The following is a 16,769-nucleotide window of genomic DNA, read 5'->3' as shown; positions in this document are numbered from 1 at the left end:
GATCAGTTGGATTGAAGCATGGAACGCACCGTGCCCTCTTTCGCCAGCACGTAGTCGTGGCCGGCCAACACCAGGTTGGTGCTCGGCTGAATCACCTTGACGTTGATGAAGACGGCGTCGCGGGTCTCGGCATACGAGCCCACCACCACCGCCTGGGCGTTGTGGGCGCTGGCCACCTCGCCGATCTCGCGGGTGAGCATCAGCTCGCCCTGCCCGCGCTTGAGGTAGACGCTGTTGCGCAGCTTCATCTCCAGCATCTTCATGCCGCCCTGCGCGAGGCGGGTCGAGAGCTGTTCCGACACCAGGCGGCCCAGCATCGAGGTCTGCTCGAGCGCGTCGATGTTGACGATGGTGGCCATGATCAGGGGCTTCTCGTCACCCAGCTTGCCGCGCAGCTGCAGCGCCAGCGCGTCGGCGGCGCGATAGTTGGCGGCCACGAAAGCGTTGGCCGAGACCGAGGTGTAGTTGGTGTCTTCCCTGGTCGTCGAGCAGGCGCCCAGCAGCAGGGGCAGCGCGAGGAGCGCGGCGCGGAGGGTCAGGGTTCGCTTCATGGCCTCGGTGCTCCGTGCTTAATGGTTGCGGACCGCGAAGGTCTTGGTGGGTTGCGCCGCCGCGTCGTACAGCGCGCGATCGCTGTCGGTGGTGTAGTACACCGAGGTGGTGCGCGCGTAGTAGCGCGCGTCGTCGGCCAGCGACAGGTTGACGATGATCTCGGTCTTCGGCGTGTCGCCGGTGGCGAACTGGGAATGGAACCAGGAATAGGCGTCCTCGGCGAAGATGGCGGCGGTGGCCAGCCACTCGACGGTGTGGTCGATTTCGGTCAGCACCCAGGCGCCCGCTACCAGCAGGCTGCGCTCGCCGGCGAACTTGTACTGCGGACGCTTGGCCGAGAAAGCGACTACCTGGGTGTCGAGTTCGATGCGCAGGGTGTTCGCATCCGGCACCTTGACCACGATGTAGCCGTCGTTGACCAGGGCCGAGACCAGATGGCTGCTCACGCCCTGGGCAAAGGCGCTCGACTGCTGCGAGCTGACGTACAGCGGGCGTTTCGCATTCACCTTCAGCGAGGGCGCGAGCTGGCCCGCCATGTGGCGTGCGATCACGCCCCAGTGCGCAGCCGCCTGCAGCTTGGCCTGCTGGGTGCTGGGGAAGTTGGTGGCCACCGGGGCCGGGCTGTAGGGAATGGCGCAGCCCGCCGCCAGGAGGGCGCCGCAGAGCGCGAGGGCGGCTCGAAATCGCATGTGTGTCCTGTCAGTCTGTCGAAGGGCGCGCGGGGCGCCGGGTCGGGTGCGACTGTAGCACAGGCGTTTCCTTGGGGCAATTGACTCAACGGGTGCTGATGGGTACTAACAACGCTATCGGCGTGCGACGAACTTGGGTTCCGGCCTTCGCCGGAACGACGTGCATGGGCTGGCAGCTAGCGGTAGAGCCGTCATCCCGGCGCAGGCCGGGATCCAATTTTGCTCGATCAACCCGGAACTTCAGAACCGGTCAAGAACGCCTCGATCATGCGCGCCAGCAATTCCGGCTGATCGTGATGCAGCATATGCCCCGCTCCCGGCATCATGCGCGCCGTGACCTTGGCCAGGTGCTCGCGGCGCCGGTCGATCTCCGCCCTCGCCTGCTCCTTCGGCCCCATCCAGCGCCACATCTCGGTTTCTTCCGCCTCGATCCACAACACCGGCGCCGTGATCTGGGTCCAGCAGGCCAGCACCTCGTCGGCGTGGTACAGCAGCGGGCCGGTCATCTTGTGCGCCGGGTCGCCCAGGATGCGCCACTGGCCGTCCGCGTCCCGGGCCGCCCAGTGCCCCGCCAGGAAGGCGGCCCGCTCGCCGGATAAACGCGGATTGGTCTTCTGCAGCCGCGCCGCCACCTCGTCCAGGCTGGCATAGCCGCGCATCTCCGGCTTGGCCTTCAACTCGTCGAGCCATTTGGCGAAACGCCCCGGCGCCTGCGAAGGGCGGGACGCAGGCAGGCCGAAGCCTTCCAGGTTGATCAGCCGGGCGATGCGCGCGGGGCGCACGCCAGCGTACAGGCTGGCGATGTTGCCGCCCATGCTGTGGCCCAGCAGGTTCACGGCCTCGCCCGGCGCGTAATGGTCGAGCACCGCTTCCAGGTCGGCCAGGTAGTCCGGGAACCAGTAGGTGTCGGAGTGCGAGCGCTCGCTCAGCCCGAAGCCGCGCCAGTCGAAGGCAATCACGTGCCAGTCGCCCTTGAGTGCGTCGACCACGAACTGGAACGAGGCGGCGACGTCCATCCAGCCGTGCTGCATGAAGATCTTGGGGGCGCCTTCGCGGCCCCAGTGGCGCACATGGGTGCGCAGGCCGCGGATGGTGAGGAATTCGGAACGGGATGCTTGCATAAGTCAGGCAAAAGCGTGAGCGAAAGGAGGAAAAAAGTACGACCGTTCGCATTATACCGCTTCAATCTTGATTTCGTCTTGCCCGTCCCCATTTGCGATCGACCGGACGATGGCGGACAGGGGGTTTACAATAGCGGCATTTCAATCTTCCGCGAGCACATCCATGGCGATTTACCAGCTGGGCGAGCATGCGCCCGAGATCGACACCTCAAGCTTCGTGGCCGATTCGGCAACCCTGATCGGCAAGGTCACGCTCGAGGCGAACGCCTCGGTGTGGTACGGCGCGACGCTGCGCGGCGACAACGAGCGCATCACCATCGGTGAAAACAGCAACGTGCAGGAAGGCACGGTGATGCACACCGATATGGGGTTCCCGCTCACGCTGGGCAAGAACGTGACCGTCGGCCACCAGGCCATGCTGCACGGCTGCACGGTCGGCGACGGTTCGCTGATCGGCATCCAGGCCGTCATCCTGAATGGCGCCCGGATCGGCAAGGGCTGCCTGGTGGGCGCCGGCGCGCTGGTTACTGAAGGCAAGGAGTTCCCGGACGGTTCGCTGATCCTCGGTTCGCCTGCCAAGGTCGTGCGCACCCTGACGGAAGAAGACATGCTGCGCCTGCAGGCCAGCGCCGCGAGCTACGTGGCGCGCGGCCAGCTGTTCAAGGCGCAGCTCAAGCAAATCGGATAACAGAATGACAGACACTCGCGACACCCTCCAAAAATTCATCTTCGATAACGCCGCCGTGCGCGGCGAGCTGATCGAGATTTCCGACACCTGGCGCGAGATCCAGGCCCGGCATGCCTACCCGAAGGCAGTGCGCGCCGCCCTCGGCGAAATGGTGGCCGCGTCTGCCCTGCTGTCGGCCAACCTGAAGTTCAACGGCGCCATCGTGATGCAGATCTTCGGTGATGGCCCGGTGCGCCTGCTGGTGGTCGAGTGCGACGCCCAGCTGCGCATCCGCGCCACCGCGAAACTGGCGCCGGACGCCGAACTGGCCGACGACGCGACCCTGGAGCAGATGTTCAATGCGCACGGCAAGGGCCGCTTCGTGATCACGCTCGATCCGGTCGACAAGGTGCCGGGCCAGCAGCCCTACCAGGGTGTGGTGCCGCTGATCGGTGACGACATGGCGACCGTGATCGAGAACTACATGCTGCGTTCCGAGCAGATGGACACGCGCCTGTGGCTGGCGGCCGACGACCAGGTGTCGCGCGGCCTGCTGCTGCAGAAGCTCCCGCGCCACAGCGGCAAGGACGACCAGCAGAAGCAGGCTTCGGAAGCGGAAGACCTGGAAACCTGGAACCGCGCGGTCATGCTGGGCCAGACCCTCAAGCGCGAGGAACTCCTGAGCACGAACATCGAGACCCTGCTCAAGCGCCTGTTCTGGGAAGAGACGATCCGCGTCTTCGATCCGCAGCACCCGCAATTCCACTGCAGCTGCACGCGCGAAAAGGTGGGCAACATGCTCAAGATGCTGGGCCAGCCGGAAGTGGAATCGGCGCTGGCCGACCTGGGCGAACTGGGCATCAACTGCGACTTCTGCGGCAAGCACTACGCCTTCGACAAGGTCGATTGCGCCCAGCTGTTCGCCAGCGATACGCCGGTGGAAACCATGATGCCGGCCAGCGGCAGCATCAACTGAGCGTCGTAGCGGCGCTTTGCGAAAGCGGGCGGCGCTGCCGCCCGCTTGTCGTTTACGGCGCAGGGGCCTGCGGCGCCTCGGCAAATTCATACACGACCAGCGCGTCGTCGTCCCAGCTCTTGTCGCGCAGCGGCGCCATGTAGGCGGCGCCGTTCAGGTGAAGCGGGAGCCCCGCCTTGCGCTCGCCCGACACGATCATGGCCGAGGCCAGACGCCGCGGTGCGCGGTAGGGATAGGACACCATCGGCAACCTGCACAGACCGCCTGCTGCCACCGCCCCTGCGCGGTACAGCAGCGGAATGTCTTCCTTGCGCACTGCCACGCCGACCTCGCACTCGAGGCGCAGGTCGCCCAGGCGCCGCGCATTCGCCGGCACGCCCGGCGTGCGTACGTGCGGGCGCCAGCGGATCTCGGCCTTCTTGCGGTTCGAAACGAGATCGGCCTGATCGTCGAAGGCTTCCTGGCTGCGCGGCAAAACAAAGGTGCCGCTCGCGTCGAGCGGCAGCGCAATATCGACCGTATCGCCGGCGATGCGCAGCTGCAGGCCGTCGGTAACGGCCGGCTTGCCGTCCTTCGTCCACAGTTCGAAGCGCAGCTCCGCCTTCGGCGCCAGCGCGCGCTTTTCTTCCCATGCGTCGAGGCCGCGCACCATGCGGCGGTAGGGAAGCAGCTCGGGATCCTTGATGCTGCTGACTTCGACCTTTTCGGTGGGCGGCGCTTCTGGCGATGTGCCGTCCTGGGCAAATGCGGGTGCGGCCATCGCCAGCAGCGCGGCGATGATGGAAAGTCGCTTCATGAGGGTCCTTCATCGGCAAGAGGTGCCTGCATTGTAAATACTGCTGGGTTGCCAATGTGCGCACATTCTCACGCCCCGCATTTGAACCGTGACACTCAAAACACGCATTTTTTGCAGCGGTGCTAAGCTGATGCATCTTTGACAGTGTTGTCATTTCCTTATAAACACTGCACTCACCCACAGGAGAAAAACGATGCACATGGATACCGGAATCAGCACCGAAGACCGCGCCAAGATCGTCGATTCGCTCTCGACCGTCCTGGGCGACGCGTTCATGCTTTACCTGAAGACCCACAACTTCCACTGGAACGTCACCGGGCCGATGTTCTCGACCCTGCACGTGATGTTCGAGGAGCAGTACACCGAGCAATGGAATGCGCTGGACGAGATCGCCGAACGCATCCGCGCCCTGGGCCATTTCGCCCCTGCCACCTCCAAGCGCTACGTCGAACTGTCGAGCATCAAGGAAGAGCCGGAAGTCCTGTCGGCCAAGGAAATGATCCGCCAGTTGGTCGAAGGCAACGAAATCCTGGTGCGTACCATGCGCCAGGGCGTCAAGGTTGCCGACGACCTGGACGACTTCCCGACCGCCGACATGCTGACCACCCGCATGGAAGTGCACGAGAAGAACGCCTGGATGCTGCGCTCCTTCCTGGAGCAAGGCGCCGGCGCGAGCCAGGGCGACGCCTCGTCGGATTGATTCACATTGCCGCGGTCGACGGCTGCGGCCTGTCAGGAATCCGGGGCCTCAGTCCCGGCCTGACATGTGGAGGTCGACCACCTTCATGATCTCGAGCGTCAGGTCGAGGTTGAATTCCTCCGCCACCAGGGCGGTGTGCAAGGCGTCGCGCGGTATGCCCACGGCAGCCGCCAGCGCGCCGAGGCCGGGCGCCTGTGCCACGGCCTGCATGGCCACGGTGATGACGGCGCCGTCGCCGTCCTCGAAGGCGTCAGCGAGACAGTCGGCGATGGCGTCGAGCGAATCGAGCTCTGCGGGATTTGGAGGGGTGTTTTCCTGGGTCATGCTGGGTTCCTTGAAGTCATTCTGCTGATCATACACTGCCAGGGTCTTACCCTGTACGCATCATGACGCCCACCTTCCGGTAAGTTCAGTGTAGTCCCAGTCCTACATGAATGTTGGTTTGCGGAAAGTCAACCATGGGTCGGCCTTGATACATTCCAATACGCTTCGCCATATCGAGAGTAAGACCGCGTCGAGCACGTCTGGCAAGCGTGGAAGGATCACTCGCCGGTCACATCCATAGGAGCGTCAATGAAGCGTATGTCCGCAGCGGCAGCAGCGTCGGTCGATCAAGAATGCAATCCTGTTCCGGCTCGCCGAAAAATCACGGCCCGTTATCCCATTGCGACGATCGGGTCGCGTACCGTACAAGGCGGGGAGGTCGTCGTGGCCGATAACGTGGTGCACATGGACGGTTTCCGCATCGCCTGCGTCGGCGACCGGGTCCGCTATCCCGACGGCAGCGAAAGCATCATCGTTTCCGGCGCGGGCAATGCGTCCACGTTCGGCGACCGGCCGGTTGCGCTGGTCGGCAGCCACGTCGAGAACGGCGACCGCATCGCCCTGAGCCGGCAGAACATGGGCGAAATCGTGCTGTTCGAAGGGGATGCGCCGATCACGGGGCTGCTGCAACCCGGCTACATGCCGGCACGGGGTAGCAGCGAAGCCTGAACGCGCCGCCGGGCGCTGCCGCTGATACGGAAAAGGCGGAGATCAGCGGCCGCCCTTTTTTTCCTTCGGCGGCGGCGGGGGCGGCGGCACGGTCATCGAGACCGCGGGCTGTTCGTCCTTGCGCAACACCTGCACGAAGATTTCATTCTGCTTGATCATGCCCAGTTCATAGCGGGCACGCTCCTCCACCGCACCGGTGCCGTCGCGCAGGTCGCGCACTTCCGATTCCAGCTTGGCATTGCGCGCTTCCAGCAGCTCGGTCTTGTTGCGGGTCTTGTCGACCTGCTCGCGCATGTCGGCGACGTTCAGCCAGCCACCCTTCCCCAGCCATAGCGGGTACTGGATCAATAGCAGCAGGACGGCGAGGGCGATGGTGATGAGTCGCATGAATGCAGTGAGACGAAAGACGAGGCCGGACTGCCCGCGGGGGCAGTCCGGCCAGGGGCCCTTGCTTCGGGTTTACTTCAGATTATAGAACGCGTCGCGGCCCGGGTAGGAAGCGACGTCGCCCAGATCTTCCTCGATGCGCAGCAGCTGGTTGTACTTGGCCATGCGGTCCGAGCGCGACATCGAGCCGGTCTTGATCTGCAGGGCGTTCAGGCCAACCGCGATGTCCGCGATGGTCGAGTCTTCGGTCTCGCCCGAACGGTGCGAGATCACGGCGGTGTAGCCGGCGCGCTTGGCCATCTCGATGGCGGCGAAGGTCTCGGTCAGGGTGCCGATCTGGTTGATCTTGATGAGGATCGAGTTGGCGATGCCCTTCTGGATGCCCTCTTTCAGGATCTTGGTGTTGGTGACGAACAGATCGTCGCCCACCAGCTGCACCTTCTTGCCCAGGGCGGCGGTCAGCGTCGCCCAGCCTTCCCAGTCGCCTTCGGCCATGGCGTCCTCGATCGAGATGATCGGGTACTTGTCGCACCAGGTGGCGAGCATGTTGGTGAAGTCCGCGCTAGAGAGTGCCAGGCCGCCCTCGCCTTCGAGCACGTACTTGCCGTCCTTGTAGAATTCGCTCGCAGCGCAGTCCAGGCCCAGCGCGAAGTCCTGGCCGGCCACGTAGCCGGCCTGCTCGATCGCCTGCATGATCAGCTTGATCGCTTCTTCATGGTTGGCAACCGACGGGGCGAAGCCGCCTTCGTCGCCGACGGCGGTGTTCAGGCCCTGGGAATGCAGGATCTTCTTGAGGGTGTGGAACACTTCGGCGCCCCAGCGGATCGCTTCCTTGAACGACGGTGCGCCGACCGGGATGATCATGAATTCCTGGATGTCCAGGTTGTTGTCGGCGTGGGCGCCGCCGTTGATGACGTTCATCATCGGGACCGGCAGCTGCATCGCGCCGGAACCGCCGAAGTAGCGGTACAGCGGCAGGCCGGCTTCCTCGGCGGCTGCCTTGGCCACGGCCATCGACACGGCCAGCATGGCGTTGGCGCCCAGGCGGCTCTTGTTTTCGGTGCCGTCGAGATCGATCAGGGTGCGGTCCAGGAAGGCTTGCTCATTCGCGTCCAGGCCCATGATCGCTTCGGAAATCTCGGTGTTGATATTCTCGCAGGCCTGCAGCACGCCCTTGCCGAAGTAACGCTTGGGGTCGCCGTCGCGCAGCTCGATCGCTTCGCGCGAACCGGTCGAGGCGCCCGAAGGCACGGCGGCGCGGCCCATCACGCCCGATTCCAGCAGGACGTCGCATTCCACGGTCGGATTACCGCGCGAATCAATGATTTCGCGGCCGATGATATCAACGATAGCACTCATGTTTTTCAGTCTCCGGAAAGGTAAAAATCTGTAGCAGCCGCCTGCTGGGCAAAGCCTGGGCAGCCAAATCGCTTGACATTGTAACAAATGCGCGCGTCCGCCCGATCGCCGGGCGCACGCGCGCATTTTGCTGATGCTGTGCTTACTTGAAGTCCGCTTCCAGGAAGCCGGTCTTCTTGACGATGCGGTCGAGCTCGACCAGGGTCGTCAGCAGTTCCTTCATGCGGCCGAGCGGGACCGCGTTCGGGCCGTCCGACATGGCGTTGGCCGGGTCCGGGTGGGTCTCCATGAACAGGCCCGCGATGCCGGCCGCCACGGCCGCACGCGACAGCACCGGCACGTGCTCGCGCTGGCCGCCGGACGAGGTGCCCTGGCCGCCCGGCAGCTGCACCGAGTGGGTCGCGTCGAACACCACCGGGCAGTTCGATTCGCGCATGATGGCCAGGGAACGCATGTCCGAGACCAGGTTGTTGTAGCCGAACGAGACGCCGCGTTCGCAGGCCATGAAGTTATCTTCCGGGAGGCCCGCTTCGCGCGCGGCGGCGCGTGCCTTGTCGATCACGTTCTTCATGTCGCCCGGCGCCAGGAACTGGCCCTTCTTGATGTTGACCGGCTTGCCCGAACGCGCGCAGGCGTTGATGAAGTCGGTCTGGCGGCACAGGAAGGCCGGCGTCTGCAGCACGTCGACCACGCTGGCCACCTGCGGGATCATCTCTTCGTCGTGCACGTCGGTCAGGACCGGCACGCCGATTTCCTTGCGCACGTCGGCCAGGATGTCCAGGCCCTTCTCCATGCCGGGGCCGCGGAAGGACTTGCCGGACGAGCGGTTGGCCTTGTCGAAGGACGACTTGTAGATGAAGGGGATGCCCAGCGCGCTGGTGATTTCCTTCAGCGTACCGGCGGTGTCGAGCGCCATCTGGCGCGATTCGATCACGCAGGTACCGGCGATCAGGAAGATCGGCTTGTCGAGGCCGACGTCGAATCCGGCGAGTTTCATGCTGCGTCTCCTTGCAGTGCCGGCGAACTGTTCGCCGCCACGTGGGTAGCGGCCGCCTGGTGCTTCAGGGCGGCCTGGATGAACGAGGTAAACAGCGGGTGGCCGTTACGCGGGGTCGACTTGAACTCCGGGTGGAACTGCACGCCGATGTAGAACGGGTGCACCTCGCGCGGCAGTTCCATGATTTCCAGCAGGTCTTCGTTCGGGGTGCGCGCCGATACCACCAGGCCGGCCGATTCAATCTTCGGCAGGTAGTAGTTGTTGCCTTCGTAGCGGTGGCGGTGGCGCTCGGTCACCACATTGCCGTAGATCTCGGCGGCCAGGGTGCCCGGGTTCACGGCGCAGGTCTGCGCGCCCAGGCGCATGGTGCCGCCCAGGTCGGAATTGACGTCGCGCTTCTCGACCTTGCCGTCATGGTTCTGCCATTCGGTGATCAGGGCGACCACCGGCTGGTCGGTTTCCGGATCGAACTCGGTCGAGTTGGCGTTCGTCAGGCCGGCCATGTTGCGCGCGTATTCGATCAGCGCGACCTGCATGCCCAGGCAGATGCCGAGGTAAGGAATCTTGTTTTCGCGCGCATAGCGGGCGGCCAGGATCTTGCCTTCCACGCCGCGCTTGCCGAAGCCGCCCGGGACCAGGATGGCGTCGTACTTGGCCAGGTGATCGCAACCCTTGCTTTCGATCTCTTCCGAGTCGAGGTATTCGATGTTGACGCGGCTCTCGGTATGGATGCCGGCGTGGCGCAGCGCCTCGGTCAGCGACTTGTACGATTCGATCAGGTCGACGTACTTGCCCACCATGCCGATGGTGATCTCGTGCTTCGGGTTTTCCAGGGTGTGGATCAGCTTGGTCCACATCGACAGGTCGGCTTTCGGCGCTTCCAGGCCGAGCGCTTCCAGGATGATGTCGTCCAGGCCCTGATCGTGCAGCACCTGCGGCACCTTGTAGATGGTGTCCACGTCCCACACCGAGATCACGGCCTGCTCTTCCACGTTGGCGAACAGCGAGATCTTGCCGCGCTCGTCGTCGGGGATGCGGCGGTCGGCGCGGCACAGCAGCGCGTTCGGCGAGATGCCGATCTCGCGCAGCTTCTGCACCGAGTGCTGGGTCGGCTTGGTCTTCAGTTCGCCGGCCGAGGCAATCCAGGGCACCAGGGTCAGGTGCACGAACGCGGCGCCCTTGCGGCCCGAGCGCAGCGACAGCTGGCGCGCGGCTTCCAGGAAAGGCAGCGACTCGATGTCGCCGACGGTGCCGCCGATCTCGACCAGCGCCACGTCCACGCCTTCGGCGCCGCGGCGGATGTAGTCCTGGATTTCATTGGTGATGTGCGGGATCACCTGCACGGTCTTGCCGAGGTACTCGCCACGGCGCTCTTTACGAATCACCGACTCGTAGATCTGGCCCGTGGTGAAGTTGTTCACCTTCTTCATGCGGGTGCTGATGAAGCGCTCGTAGTGGCCCAGGTCCAGGTCGGTCTCGGCGCCGTCGTCGGTGACGAACACTTCGCCGTGCTGGGTGGGGCTCATGGTGCCCGGGTCCACGTTGATGTACGGGTCGAGCTTGAGCAGGGTGACTTTGAGGCCGCGCGATTCGAGGATCGCGGCGAGGGAAGCGGCTGCGATCCCCTTGCCCAGGGAAGACACGACGCCGCCAGTGACGAATACGAATTTGGTCATTTGTACTGAAGGTGCCGAATGGCACGCGCGGGAAATAGAAATTATACCTTAAACCGCGCAAATACTTCTGGTCACCATGCCAATGCCGCGGCAAAAGGCGCGTTTGGATGCCATTACCGGAGAAAAACATGGCATCTGCAAAACGCCAGGGAGCGAGAATATGCCCCATCAATTGACCGACCGGCAGGGGTGCTGCCTATACTGGGATCTTTTGGCCGATCCATGCATACATTGACCGACCCGCCCGCCGACGCGGCCGTCTTGTCCGACACCGAGACGGTCGCCGCGCCGCCGCAGCCGCGCACCCTGGCGCTGGGCTTCACGGGCGACGGCCGCGAGTACTTCCGCATCTGGGTCGTCAACCTGCTGCTCACGCTGGCCACCTTCGGCATCTACTCGGCCTGGGCCAAGGTGCGCCGCCTGCAGTATTTCGACCGCAATACGGTCCTGGTCGGGGCCAGCTTCGATTTCCATGGCAATCCGCGCGCCGTGCTGGCCGGGCGCCTGCTGTCGGTCGTGCTGCTGGTGGCTTACCACTACGCCTTCGGCTTCTCGACCACCTTCGGGGTGATGGTGATCGTCGGCCTGCTGCTCGCCTTCCCTTACCTGATGCGCGGCGCCCTGCGCTTTCGTCTCGGGAACACCAGCTACCGCGGCCTGCGCCTGGGTTTCGATGGATCGGTGGGCCAGGCCTACCTGGCCTGGCTGCCGCCCGTGTTCACCTTCCTGATGCCGGGCGCCCTGCTCGCGCTGTATCCAGGAAAGCCCGGGCTGGCAACCCTGCCGCTGCTGCTCTACCTGCTGTGGCCACTGATGCACGCACGGATCCGCCGCTTCCAGCATGCCCACCTGCTGTTCGGCGACCAGCACGCCAGCTACGAGGTCAAGGGACGCCGCTTCTACCGCTTCTACCTCGTGGGCGGCAGCCTTGGCCTGCTTGCGGCCTTCTGCGCCGGCCTGGCCGGCGGCTTCGCCGGCGCCGCAGCGGGCAACGGACGCAGCGCGGCCCTATTCATCGCCGTGTTCACCGGGGTCGCGTCGGCCTACCTGGCCTACCTCCTGATCGGCCCCTACATGGTGGTACGGGTGTCGAACCTGGCCTGGTCGAACACCCGCTTCCCCGGCATCCGCTTTCGCTCGACCTTGCCGGCGCGCGACTTCATGAAGCTGCAGGCCAGGAACGCCCTGTTCACCGTCCTGAGCCTGGGACTGTACCGCCCTTTCGCCGTCGTCAACGTGTACCGCTTCCGACTGGCGCACCTGCACATCGAAGTGGACGGCGACATCGACGTCGCCGCTTCCCGTGTCACGACCCGCGACGGCGCGGCCGGCGACAGCGTCGCCGACGGTTTCGGCATCGACCTCAGTTGGTAAGAAAGACATCATGAGCGCAGCACACTACTTCGATAGTCGCAGCGCACGCCTGCACGTGGTCGACCTGAGCGCCAGCAACGGGGCTATCCACCTGTCCGGCGAAACCACGCGCAGCTACCCGGCGCCGGAAACGCGCCTGGCCGAGCCTTTCCGGCACACCCCGGCCGTGCTGTATTTCGCGGACGGCGCGCGCGCCGAAGTCCATGACCCGGCCATGCGCGCGATGCTGGCCGAAACGCTCGGCTACCGCAAGTCCTGGGTGGTGCGCTGGCAGGAGCATACCGCCGCCGCACTGGCGGGCCTGGCCCTGCTGGTGGGCCTGATCGCGTCCGCCTGGCACTGGGGCATTCCGGCGGCGGCCGAGCGCCTGTCACGCGAAGTCCCGCCTGCGGCAGACCAGGCCCTCGGCCGCAATGCCCTGGCCCTGCTCGAGCGCCAGGGTCTGTTGCGACCCTCGCGCCTGAGCGAGGACCGGATCGCGGCGCTGGCAGGCATCCTGCAACGGGTCCAGCCGGCTGCGCCACGCATTCCGCTGCGCCTGCGGGTGTATGCGGCGCCCCAGTTGGGTGCGAACGCATTGGCCTTCCCCGACGGGACCATCGTCCTGACCGACGAGATGGTGCGCATGGTGATGGGCAGGGACAACGACTTCGACGCACGTGCCGCAGCGGCGCTCGCCGGCGTGCTCGCCCACGAGGTCGGCCACATCGAGATGCGCCACAGCGTGCGCACCATCACGCGCTCTTCGCTCACCGCGGCGCTGTCGGCCACGCTGTTCGGCGACTTCAGCGCCGTCGCCGCCGGCCTGCCGGCGGTACTGACCAACATGGAATATTCACGTGAGATGGAACTGGCCGCCGACGATCATGCGGCCCGTGCGCTGCAGGCAAACGGCATCCCGACAGCGCCGCTGGCAGACCTGTTCCTCCATCTCGACGAGCGGGCCAGCAAGTTGCCCAAGTTCATGCGCCAGGCAATGTCCTATGCGTCCAGTCATCCCGGCAGAGACGCCCGCAGCCAGCGCCTGCGCAAGGCACCAGGCAACAAGGCAGACTGAGCCCGGGTGTTGTAAATCATCTATACAAGCCGGGCGGCGTAAAGATAAAGCATGCATTACTGTTACAAATGGGCAATAATTGTTGTTTCCCATTGGTATGTTTGGCAGAGTCAGTTATGCGCACTTTTAACAATCTCGGCATCGGCATCCGCCTGGCCGTCGGCTTTACCCTCACCCTCGTCATGGCGGTCCTGATTGCCGGCTCCGGCATGTGGCGCCTCGAACAGGTTTCCAGCGCCGCCCGCGACACCCTGGCAGCGCCGCTCACCAAGGAACGGCTGATCACCGAGTGGCATACCCAGATCTTCGCTGCCGTGCGCCGCACCGCTGCCATCGTCAAGAGCAGCGATCCCTCGTTGACCGGCTATTTCAAGGAAGACGCCGCTGCCACCGCCAAGACCTCCGCCGACCTGGTCAAGCAGATCGAACCGCTGATCGCGGGCGAGCAGGAAAGCGCCCTGTTCAAGCGCATCACCGAACAGCGCAAGCTGTACGGCGCCGCGCGCGACAACGCCATCAAGGCCAAGGCCGAGGGCAACCAGGAACTGGCCGATCAGATCCTGGATCAGTCCTTCACTCCGGCCGCCAAGGCCTACCAGGAATCGATCCATGAACTGGTCGCGATGCAACGCGCCCACATCACCGCCACCGCCGCCGGCATCGATGCGACCGCCACCCGCGGCCAGATGATCATCGCCGGCCTGACGGCCGGCGCCGTGCTGCTCGGCGCGCTGTTCTCGTGGATGCTCACGCGCGGCATCACGCGCCCGATCCGCGCCGCCGTGCAGGCCGCCGAGACCGTGGCCGCGGGCGACCTGAGCAGCCGCATCGACGCCGACACGAAGGACGAGACCGGCGCCCTGCTGCGCGCCCTCGGCCACATGAACGACAGCCTGGTGAAGATCGTCAGCGAGGTGCGCAGCGGCACCGACACCATCGCCACCGCATCCGGCGAGATCAGCGCCGGCAGCCTCGATTTGTCGAGCCGCACCGAACAGCAGGCGGCTTCGCTGGAAGAGACCGCGGCCTCGATGGAAGAGCTCACGGGGACCGTGCGCCAGAACGCCGACAACGCGCGCCAGGCCAACCAGCTGGCGATCACCGCGTCGAAGGTCGCCCTCGATGCCGGCAGCGTGGTGGACCAGGTCATCACCACCATGGGCTCGATCAACGACTCCTCGAAGAAGATCGTCGACATCATCGGCGTGATCGACGGTATCGCCTTCCAGACCAATATCCTGGCCCTGAACGCGGCTGTGGAAGCGGCACGCGCCGGTGAGCAGGGCCGCGGCTTCGCGGTGGTGGCGTCGGAGGTACGCACCCTGGCCCAGCGCTCGGCCGCCGCGGCGAAGGAGATCAAGACCCTGATCGGTGACTCGGTCGAGAAGGTCGAAGCCGGCACCCGACTGGTGGACCAGACCGGCGACACCATGGAGCAAGTGGTCACCTCGATCCGCCGCGTCACCGACATCATGGCCGAGATCGCGTCGGCCAGCCAGGAACAGATCCACGGCATCGAGCAGGTCAACCAGGCGATCGGCCTGATGGACGAATCGACCCAGCAGAACGCCGCGCTGGTGGAGGAATCGGCTGCCGCGGCGGGCGCCCTGCAGGACCAGGCCGCGCGCCTGGCCGGCATGGTGAACGTGTTCAGGCTTGAGGCGCAGGCGGCCGCACCGGCGGCGGCGCCCCGTTCGCTCGCAGGCCGCGCAGGAATCGGAAAGCTTCTGATTTCCTGACCATTTGGTAAAAAGATAAAAAAGGCCGGGCCCTGTGCATGACAGGGCCCGGCCTTTTCATTTGCTACGCAGGGATTACTTCGCGCCCGGCTTCATCAGGTCGAGCAGCACCGCGGTTTCGGCCGCGATGAAAGAAGTCACGGTCGGCTTGAAGTCCGGCGCCCACTGCGGCGAGTGGGTGCCCGGCGGGTACTTGCCGGCCTGGCGCGCGGCGGCCAGCTTGCCCGGCTCGACGGCGCCGACGTGCAGCAGGATGGCCTTGACGCCGGCCTGGCCATAGTGGGCGAAGTCTTCCGAGGTCATCTTGGCCGGCATCTCGCTCACGTTCTGCTCGCCGATGGCACCCTTGATCGCGGCGACGGCGCGCGCGGTCAGTTCCGGATCGTTGAACACCGGGAAGGGGCCCGGCTTGACGTCGATGGTCGGCTCCTTCGGTGCGCCGGCCGCGATCGCCTCGCCCTTCACTTCGCGGGCGATGCTGGCCAGCACGCGCTGGCGCACTTCCGGACGGAAGGTACGCACGGTGAGCATCAGCTTGACCTGGTCCGGCACCACGTTGGCCTGGGTGCCGCCGTTGATGCTGCCGACGGTGATCACGACCGGGTCAGCCGGGTTGTTCTCGCGCGAGACCAGGGTCTGCAGCGCCATCACGATACGCGCCGACATCACGACCGGGTCGCGGGTCTCGTGCGGGGTGGCGCCGTGGCCGCCCTGGCCATGGATGGTGATGGTGACGGTGTCGGCCGAAGCGCGGAACGGGCCGGCGCGGTAGCCCACGTGGCCGGCCGGCAGCGTGCCTTCGTCGTGCATCGACAGCGCGTAGTCAGGCTTCGGGAAGCGCGTGAACAGGCCGTCCTTGAGCATGGCGAGGGCGCCGGTCAGCGGCTCTTCGGCCGGCTGGCCGACCAGCATCAGGGTGCCGCTCCAGGCCTTGCGGTTGTCCGCCATCAGCTTGGCGGTGGCGTACCAGGCCGACATGTGGACGTCGTGGCCGCAGGCATGCATGGTCGACACGGTTTCGCCGGCCGCGTTCTTCTGGGTGTGGGCGCTGGCGAACGGCAGGCCGGTCTTTTCCTGGACCGGCAGGCCGTCCATTTCGGTACGCAGCATCACGGTCGGGCCGGGGCCGTTCTTCAGGATCGCGACCACGCCGGTGCCGCCGACGCCGGTGGTCACGTCGAAGCCCAGCGCCTTGGCACGCTCGGCGAGCTTCGTCGCGGTCTGGTGCTCCTGGAAGGCCAGCTCCGGCGTGCGGTGCAGGTCCTGGTACAGGGCTTCGACCGACGGGAACATCTTGTCGAGCTGGGCGCGCATTTCCGGCGGCAGGCCGGCGGCGTGGGCGGAACTGGCGGCGAAGGCACCGGCCAGCAGGAGTTGTCGGATGAGACGGGCGGATTGTTTCATGAATCTTCTCGAAAAACGGGGGGAACGGAGGCGACCCCGATGGACTGTACTGACAATCATCGGGGCCGGCACCATAACAGACGCATTTCCATGCGGCAATATTTAACAATTAACATAGGTAGTTCTACGTAACAAAAGTGTCGTAAAAATTTCTCATTTTCATTTTTTATTTCTGCAGAGAATTGATTTACACGTAAAATCCGTCCCCTCAAGTGATGTCGGACTATTCCTACGCGCCGCACGTGCCACGCCTTCAACGTCGCCTGCAGCCGCCGGCGTTCA

17 protein-coding genes are annotated in these 16,769 nt (G+C 65.1%); 7 read left to right on the top strand and 10 right to left on the bottom strand.

Annotated elements, in window-relative coordinates; all coding sequences use genetic code 11:
• Positions 1-2: 2 nt before the first annotated feature.
• From B2R83_RS00360 to B2R83_RS00350, 3 genes are all read right to left on the bottom strand, one after another.
• Positions 3-551 (bottom strand): FlgO family outer membrane protein, encoded by a 549-nt coding sequence (locus B2R83_RS00360; RefSeq protein ID WP_292037666.1) that lies wholly within the window; start codon positions 549-551, stop codon positions 3-5.
• 18 nt (positions 552-569) lie between these two features.
• On the bottom strand, positions 570-1,241 hold the full coding sequence (locus B2R83_RS00355; RefSeq protein ID WP_036214254.1) for a hypothetical protein: 672 nt from the start codon (positions 1,239-1,241) through the stop codon (positions 570-572).
• Positions 1,242-1,468: 227 nt separating this feature from the next.
• On the bottom strand, positions 1,469-2,362 hold the full coding sequence (locus tag B2R83_RS00350; RefSeq protein WP_292037664.1) for an alpha/beta fold hydrolase: 894 nt from the start codon (positions 2,360-2,362) through the stop codon (positions 1,469-1,471).
• A gap of 163 nt (positions 2,363-2,525) precedes the next feature.
• Here B2R83_RS00350 and B2R83_RS00345 point away from each other — a divergent pair, with 163 nt between their 5' ends.
• Both B2R83_RS00345 and hslO read left to right on the top strand, forming a co-directional pair.
• Positions 2,526-3,050, top strand: a complete 525-nt coding sequence (locus tag B2R83_RS00345) for a gamma carbonic anhydrase family protein (protein WP_036214250.1) — start codon at positions 2,526-2,528, stop codon at positions 3,048-3,050.
• Positions 3,051-3,054: 4 nt separating this feature from the next.
• Positions 3,055-4,005 carry an Hsp33 family molecular chaperone HslO gene (gene hslO, locus B2R83_RS00340; protein WP_036214248.1) on the top strand — a complete coding sequence of 317 codons (951 nt, stop codon included), beginning with the start codon at positions 3,055-3,057 and terminating at the stop codon, positions 4,003-4,005.
• Positions 4,006-4,057: 52 nt separating this feature from the next.
• On the opposite strand, the gene B2R83_RS00335 is transcribed toward hslO, so the two are convergent.
• On the bottom strand, positions 4,058-4,801 hold the full coding sequence (locus B2R83_RS00335) for a hypothetical protein (RefSeq protein ID WP_209588946.1): 744 nt from the start codon (positions 4,799-4,801) through the stop codon (positions 4,058-4,060).
• A 193-nt stretch (positions 4,802-4,994) separates the two neighbouring features.
• Here B2R83_RS00335 and B2R83_RS00330 point away from each other — a divergent pair, with 193 nt between their 5' ends.
• On the top strand, positions 4,995-5,501 hold the full coding sequence (locus B2R83_RS00330; protein WP_036214244.1) for a Dps family protein: 507 nt from the start codon (positions 4,995-4,997) through the stop codon (positions 5,499-5,501).
• A 48-nt stretch (positions 5,502-5,549) separates the two neighbouring features.
• Here B2R83_RS00330 and B2R83_RS00325 read toward each other — a convergent pair whose 3' ends face one another.
• The gene (locus tag B2R83_RS00325) at positions 5,550-5,825 is read right to left on the bottom strand and encodes a hypothetical protein (RefSeq protein WP_292037660.1); all 276 of its coding nucleotides are present in this window, start codon (positions 5,823-5,825) and stop codon (positions 5,550-5,552) included.
• Between the two features lie 249 nt (positions 5,826-6,074).
• Here B2R83_RS00325 and B2R83_RS00320 point away from each other — a divergent pair, with 249 nt between their 5' ends.
• Positions 6,075-6,494, top strand: a complete 420-nt coding sequence (locus B2R83_RS00320; protein ID WP_229445978.1) for a PAAR domain-containing protein — start codon at positions 6,075-6,077, stop codon at positions 6,492-6,494.
• Positions 6,495-6,536: 42 nt separating this feature from the next.
• Here the strand turns inward: B2R83_RS00320 and ftsB are convergent, their stop codons facing one another.
• The 4 genes from ftsB to B2R83_RS00300 all read right to left on the bottom strand — a co-directional run bounded on the left by ftsB (position 6,537) and on the right by B2R83_RS00300 (position 10,913).
• On the bottom strand, positions 6,537-6,881 hold the full coding sequence (gene ftsB / locus B2R83_RS00315; protein WP_027864309.1) for a cell division protein FtsB: 345 nt from the start codon (positions 6,879-6,881) through the stop codon (positions 6,537-6,539).
• Between the two features lie 72 nt (positions 6,882-6,953).
• Positions 6,954-8,240 carry a phosphopyruvate hydratase gene (gene eno, locus B2R83_RS00310; protein WP_209588944.1) on the bottom strand — a complete coding sequence of 429 codons (1,287 nt, stop codon included), beginning with the start codon at positions 8,238-8,240 and terminating at the stop codon, positions 6,954-6,956.
• 142 nt (positions 8,241-8,382) lie between these two features.
• The gene (gene kdsA, locus B2R83_RS00305; RefSeq protein WP_292037655.1) at positions 8,383-9,237 is read right to left on the bottom strand and encodes a 3-deoxy-8-phosphooctulonate synthase; all 855 of its coding nucleotides are present in this window, start codon (positions 9,235-9,237) and stop codon (positions 8,383-8,385) included.
• A complete protein-coding gene (locus tag B2R83_RS00300) occupies positions 9,234-10,913 on the bottom strand; it encodes a CTP synthase (RefSeq protein ID WP_292037654.1) in 1,680 nt (559 codons plus the stop codon). The genes kdsA and B2R83_RS00300 overlap by 4 nt, the downstream gene beginning before the upstream one ends.
• A 222-nt stretch (positions 10,914-11,135) precedes the next feature.
• Here B2R83_RS00300 and B2R83_RS00295 point away from each other — a divergent pair, with 222 nt between their 5' ends.
• The 3 genes from B2R83_RS00295 to B2R83_RS00285 all read left to right on the top strand — a co-directional run bounded on the left by B2R83_RS00295 (position 11,136) and on the right by B2R83_RS00285 (position 15,083).
• A complete protein-coding gene (locus B2R83_RS00295) occupies positions 11,136-12,287 on the top strand; it encodes a YjgN family protein (protein ID WP_292037652.1) in 1,152 nt (383 codons plus the stop codon).
• A 10-nt stretch (positions 12,288-12,297) separates the two neighbouring features.
• Positions 12,298-13,344: a M48 family metallopeptidase gene (locus tag B2R83_RS00290; protein ID WP_292037650.1), complete on the top strand. Its 1,047-nt coding sequence runs from the start codon at positions 12,298-12,300 to the stop codon at positions 13,342-13,344.
• Between the two features lie 116 nt (positions 13,345-13,460).
• Positions 13,461-15,083 (top strand): methyl-accepting chemotaxis protein, encoded by a 1,623-nt coding sequence (locus tag B2R83_RS00285; protein WP_292037649.1) that lies wholly within the window; start codon positions 13,461-13,463, stop codon positions 15,081-15,083.
• A 75-nt stretch (positions 15,084-15,158) separates the two neighbouring features.
• Here B2R83_RS00285 and B2R83_RS00280 read toward each other — a convergent pair whose 3' ends face one another.
• Positions 15,159-16,487: an amidohydrolase gene (locus B2R83_RS00280; RefSeq protein WP_292037648.1), complete on the bottom strand. Its 1,329-nt coding sequence runs from the start codon at positions 16,485-16,487 to the stop codon at positions 15,159-15,161.
• Positions 16,488-16,769 lie beyond the last annotated feature (282 nt).

Source organism: Massilia sp. UBA6681 (genome assembly GCF_002454935.1).
In the GTDB taxonomy this organism is placed as follows: domain Bacteria; phylum Pseudomonadota; class Gammaproteobacteria; order Burkholderiales; family Burkholderiaceae_D; genus Telluria; species Telluria varians.
The sequence above is the reverse complement of the archived record's forward strand: the minus strand, read 5'-3'. Positions and strand labels throughout refer to the sequence as shown.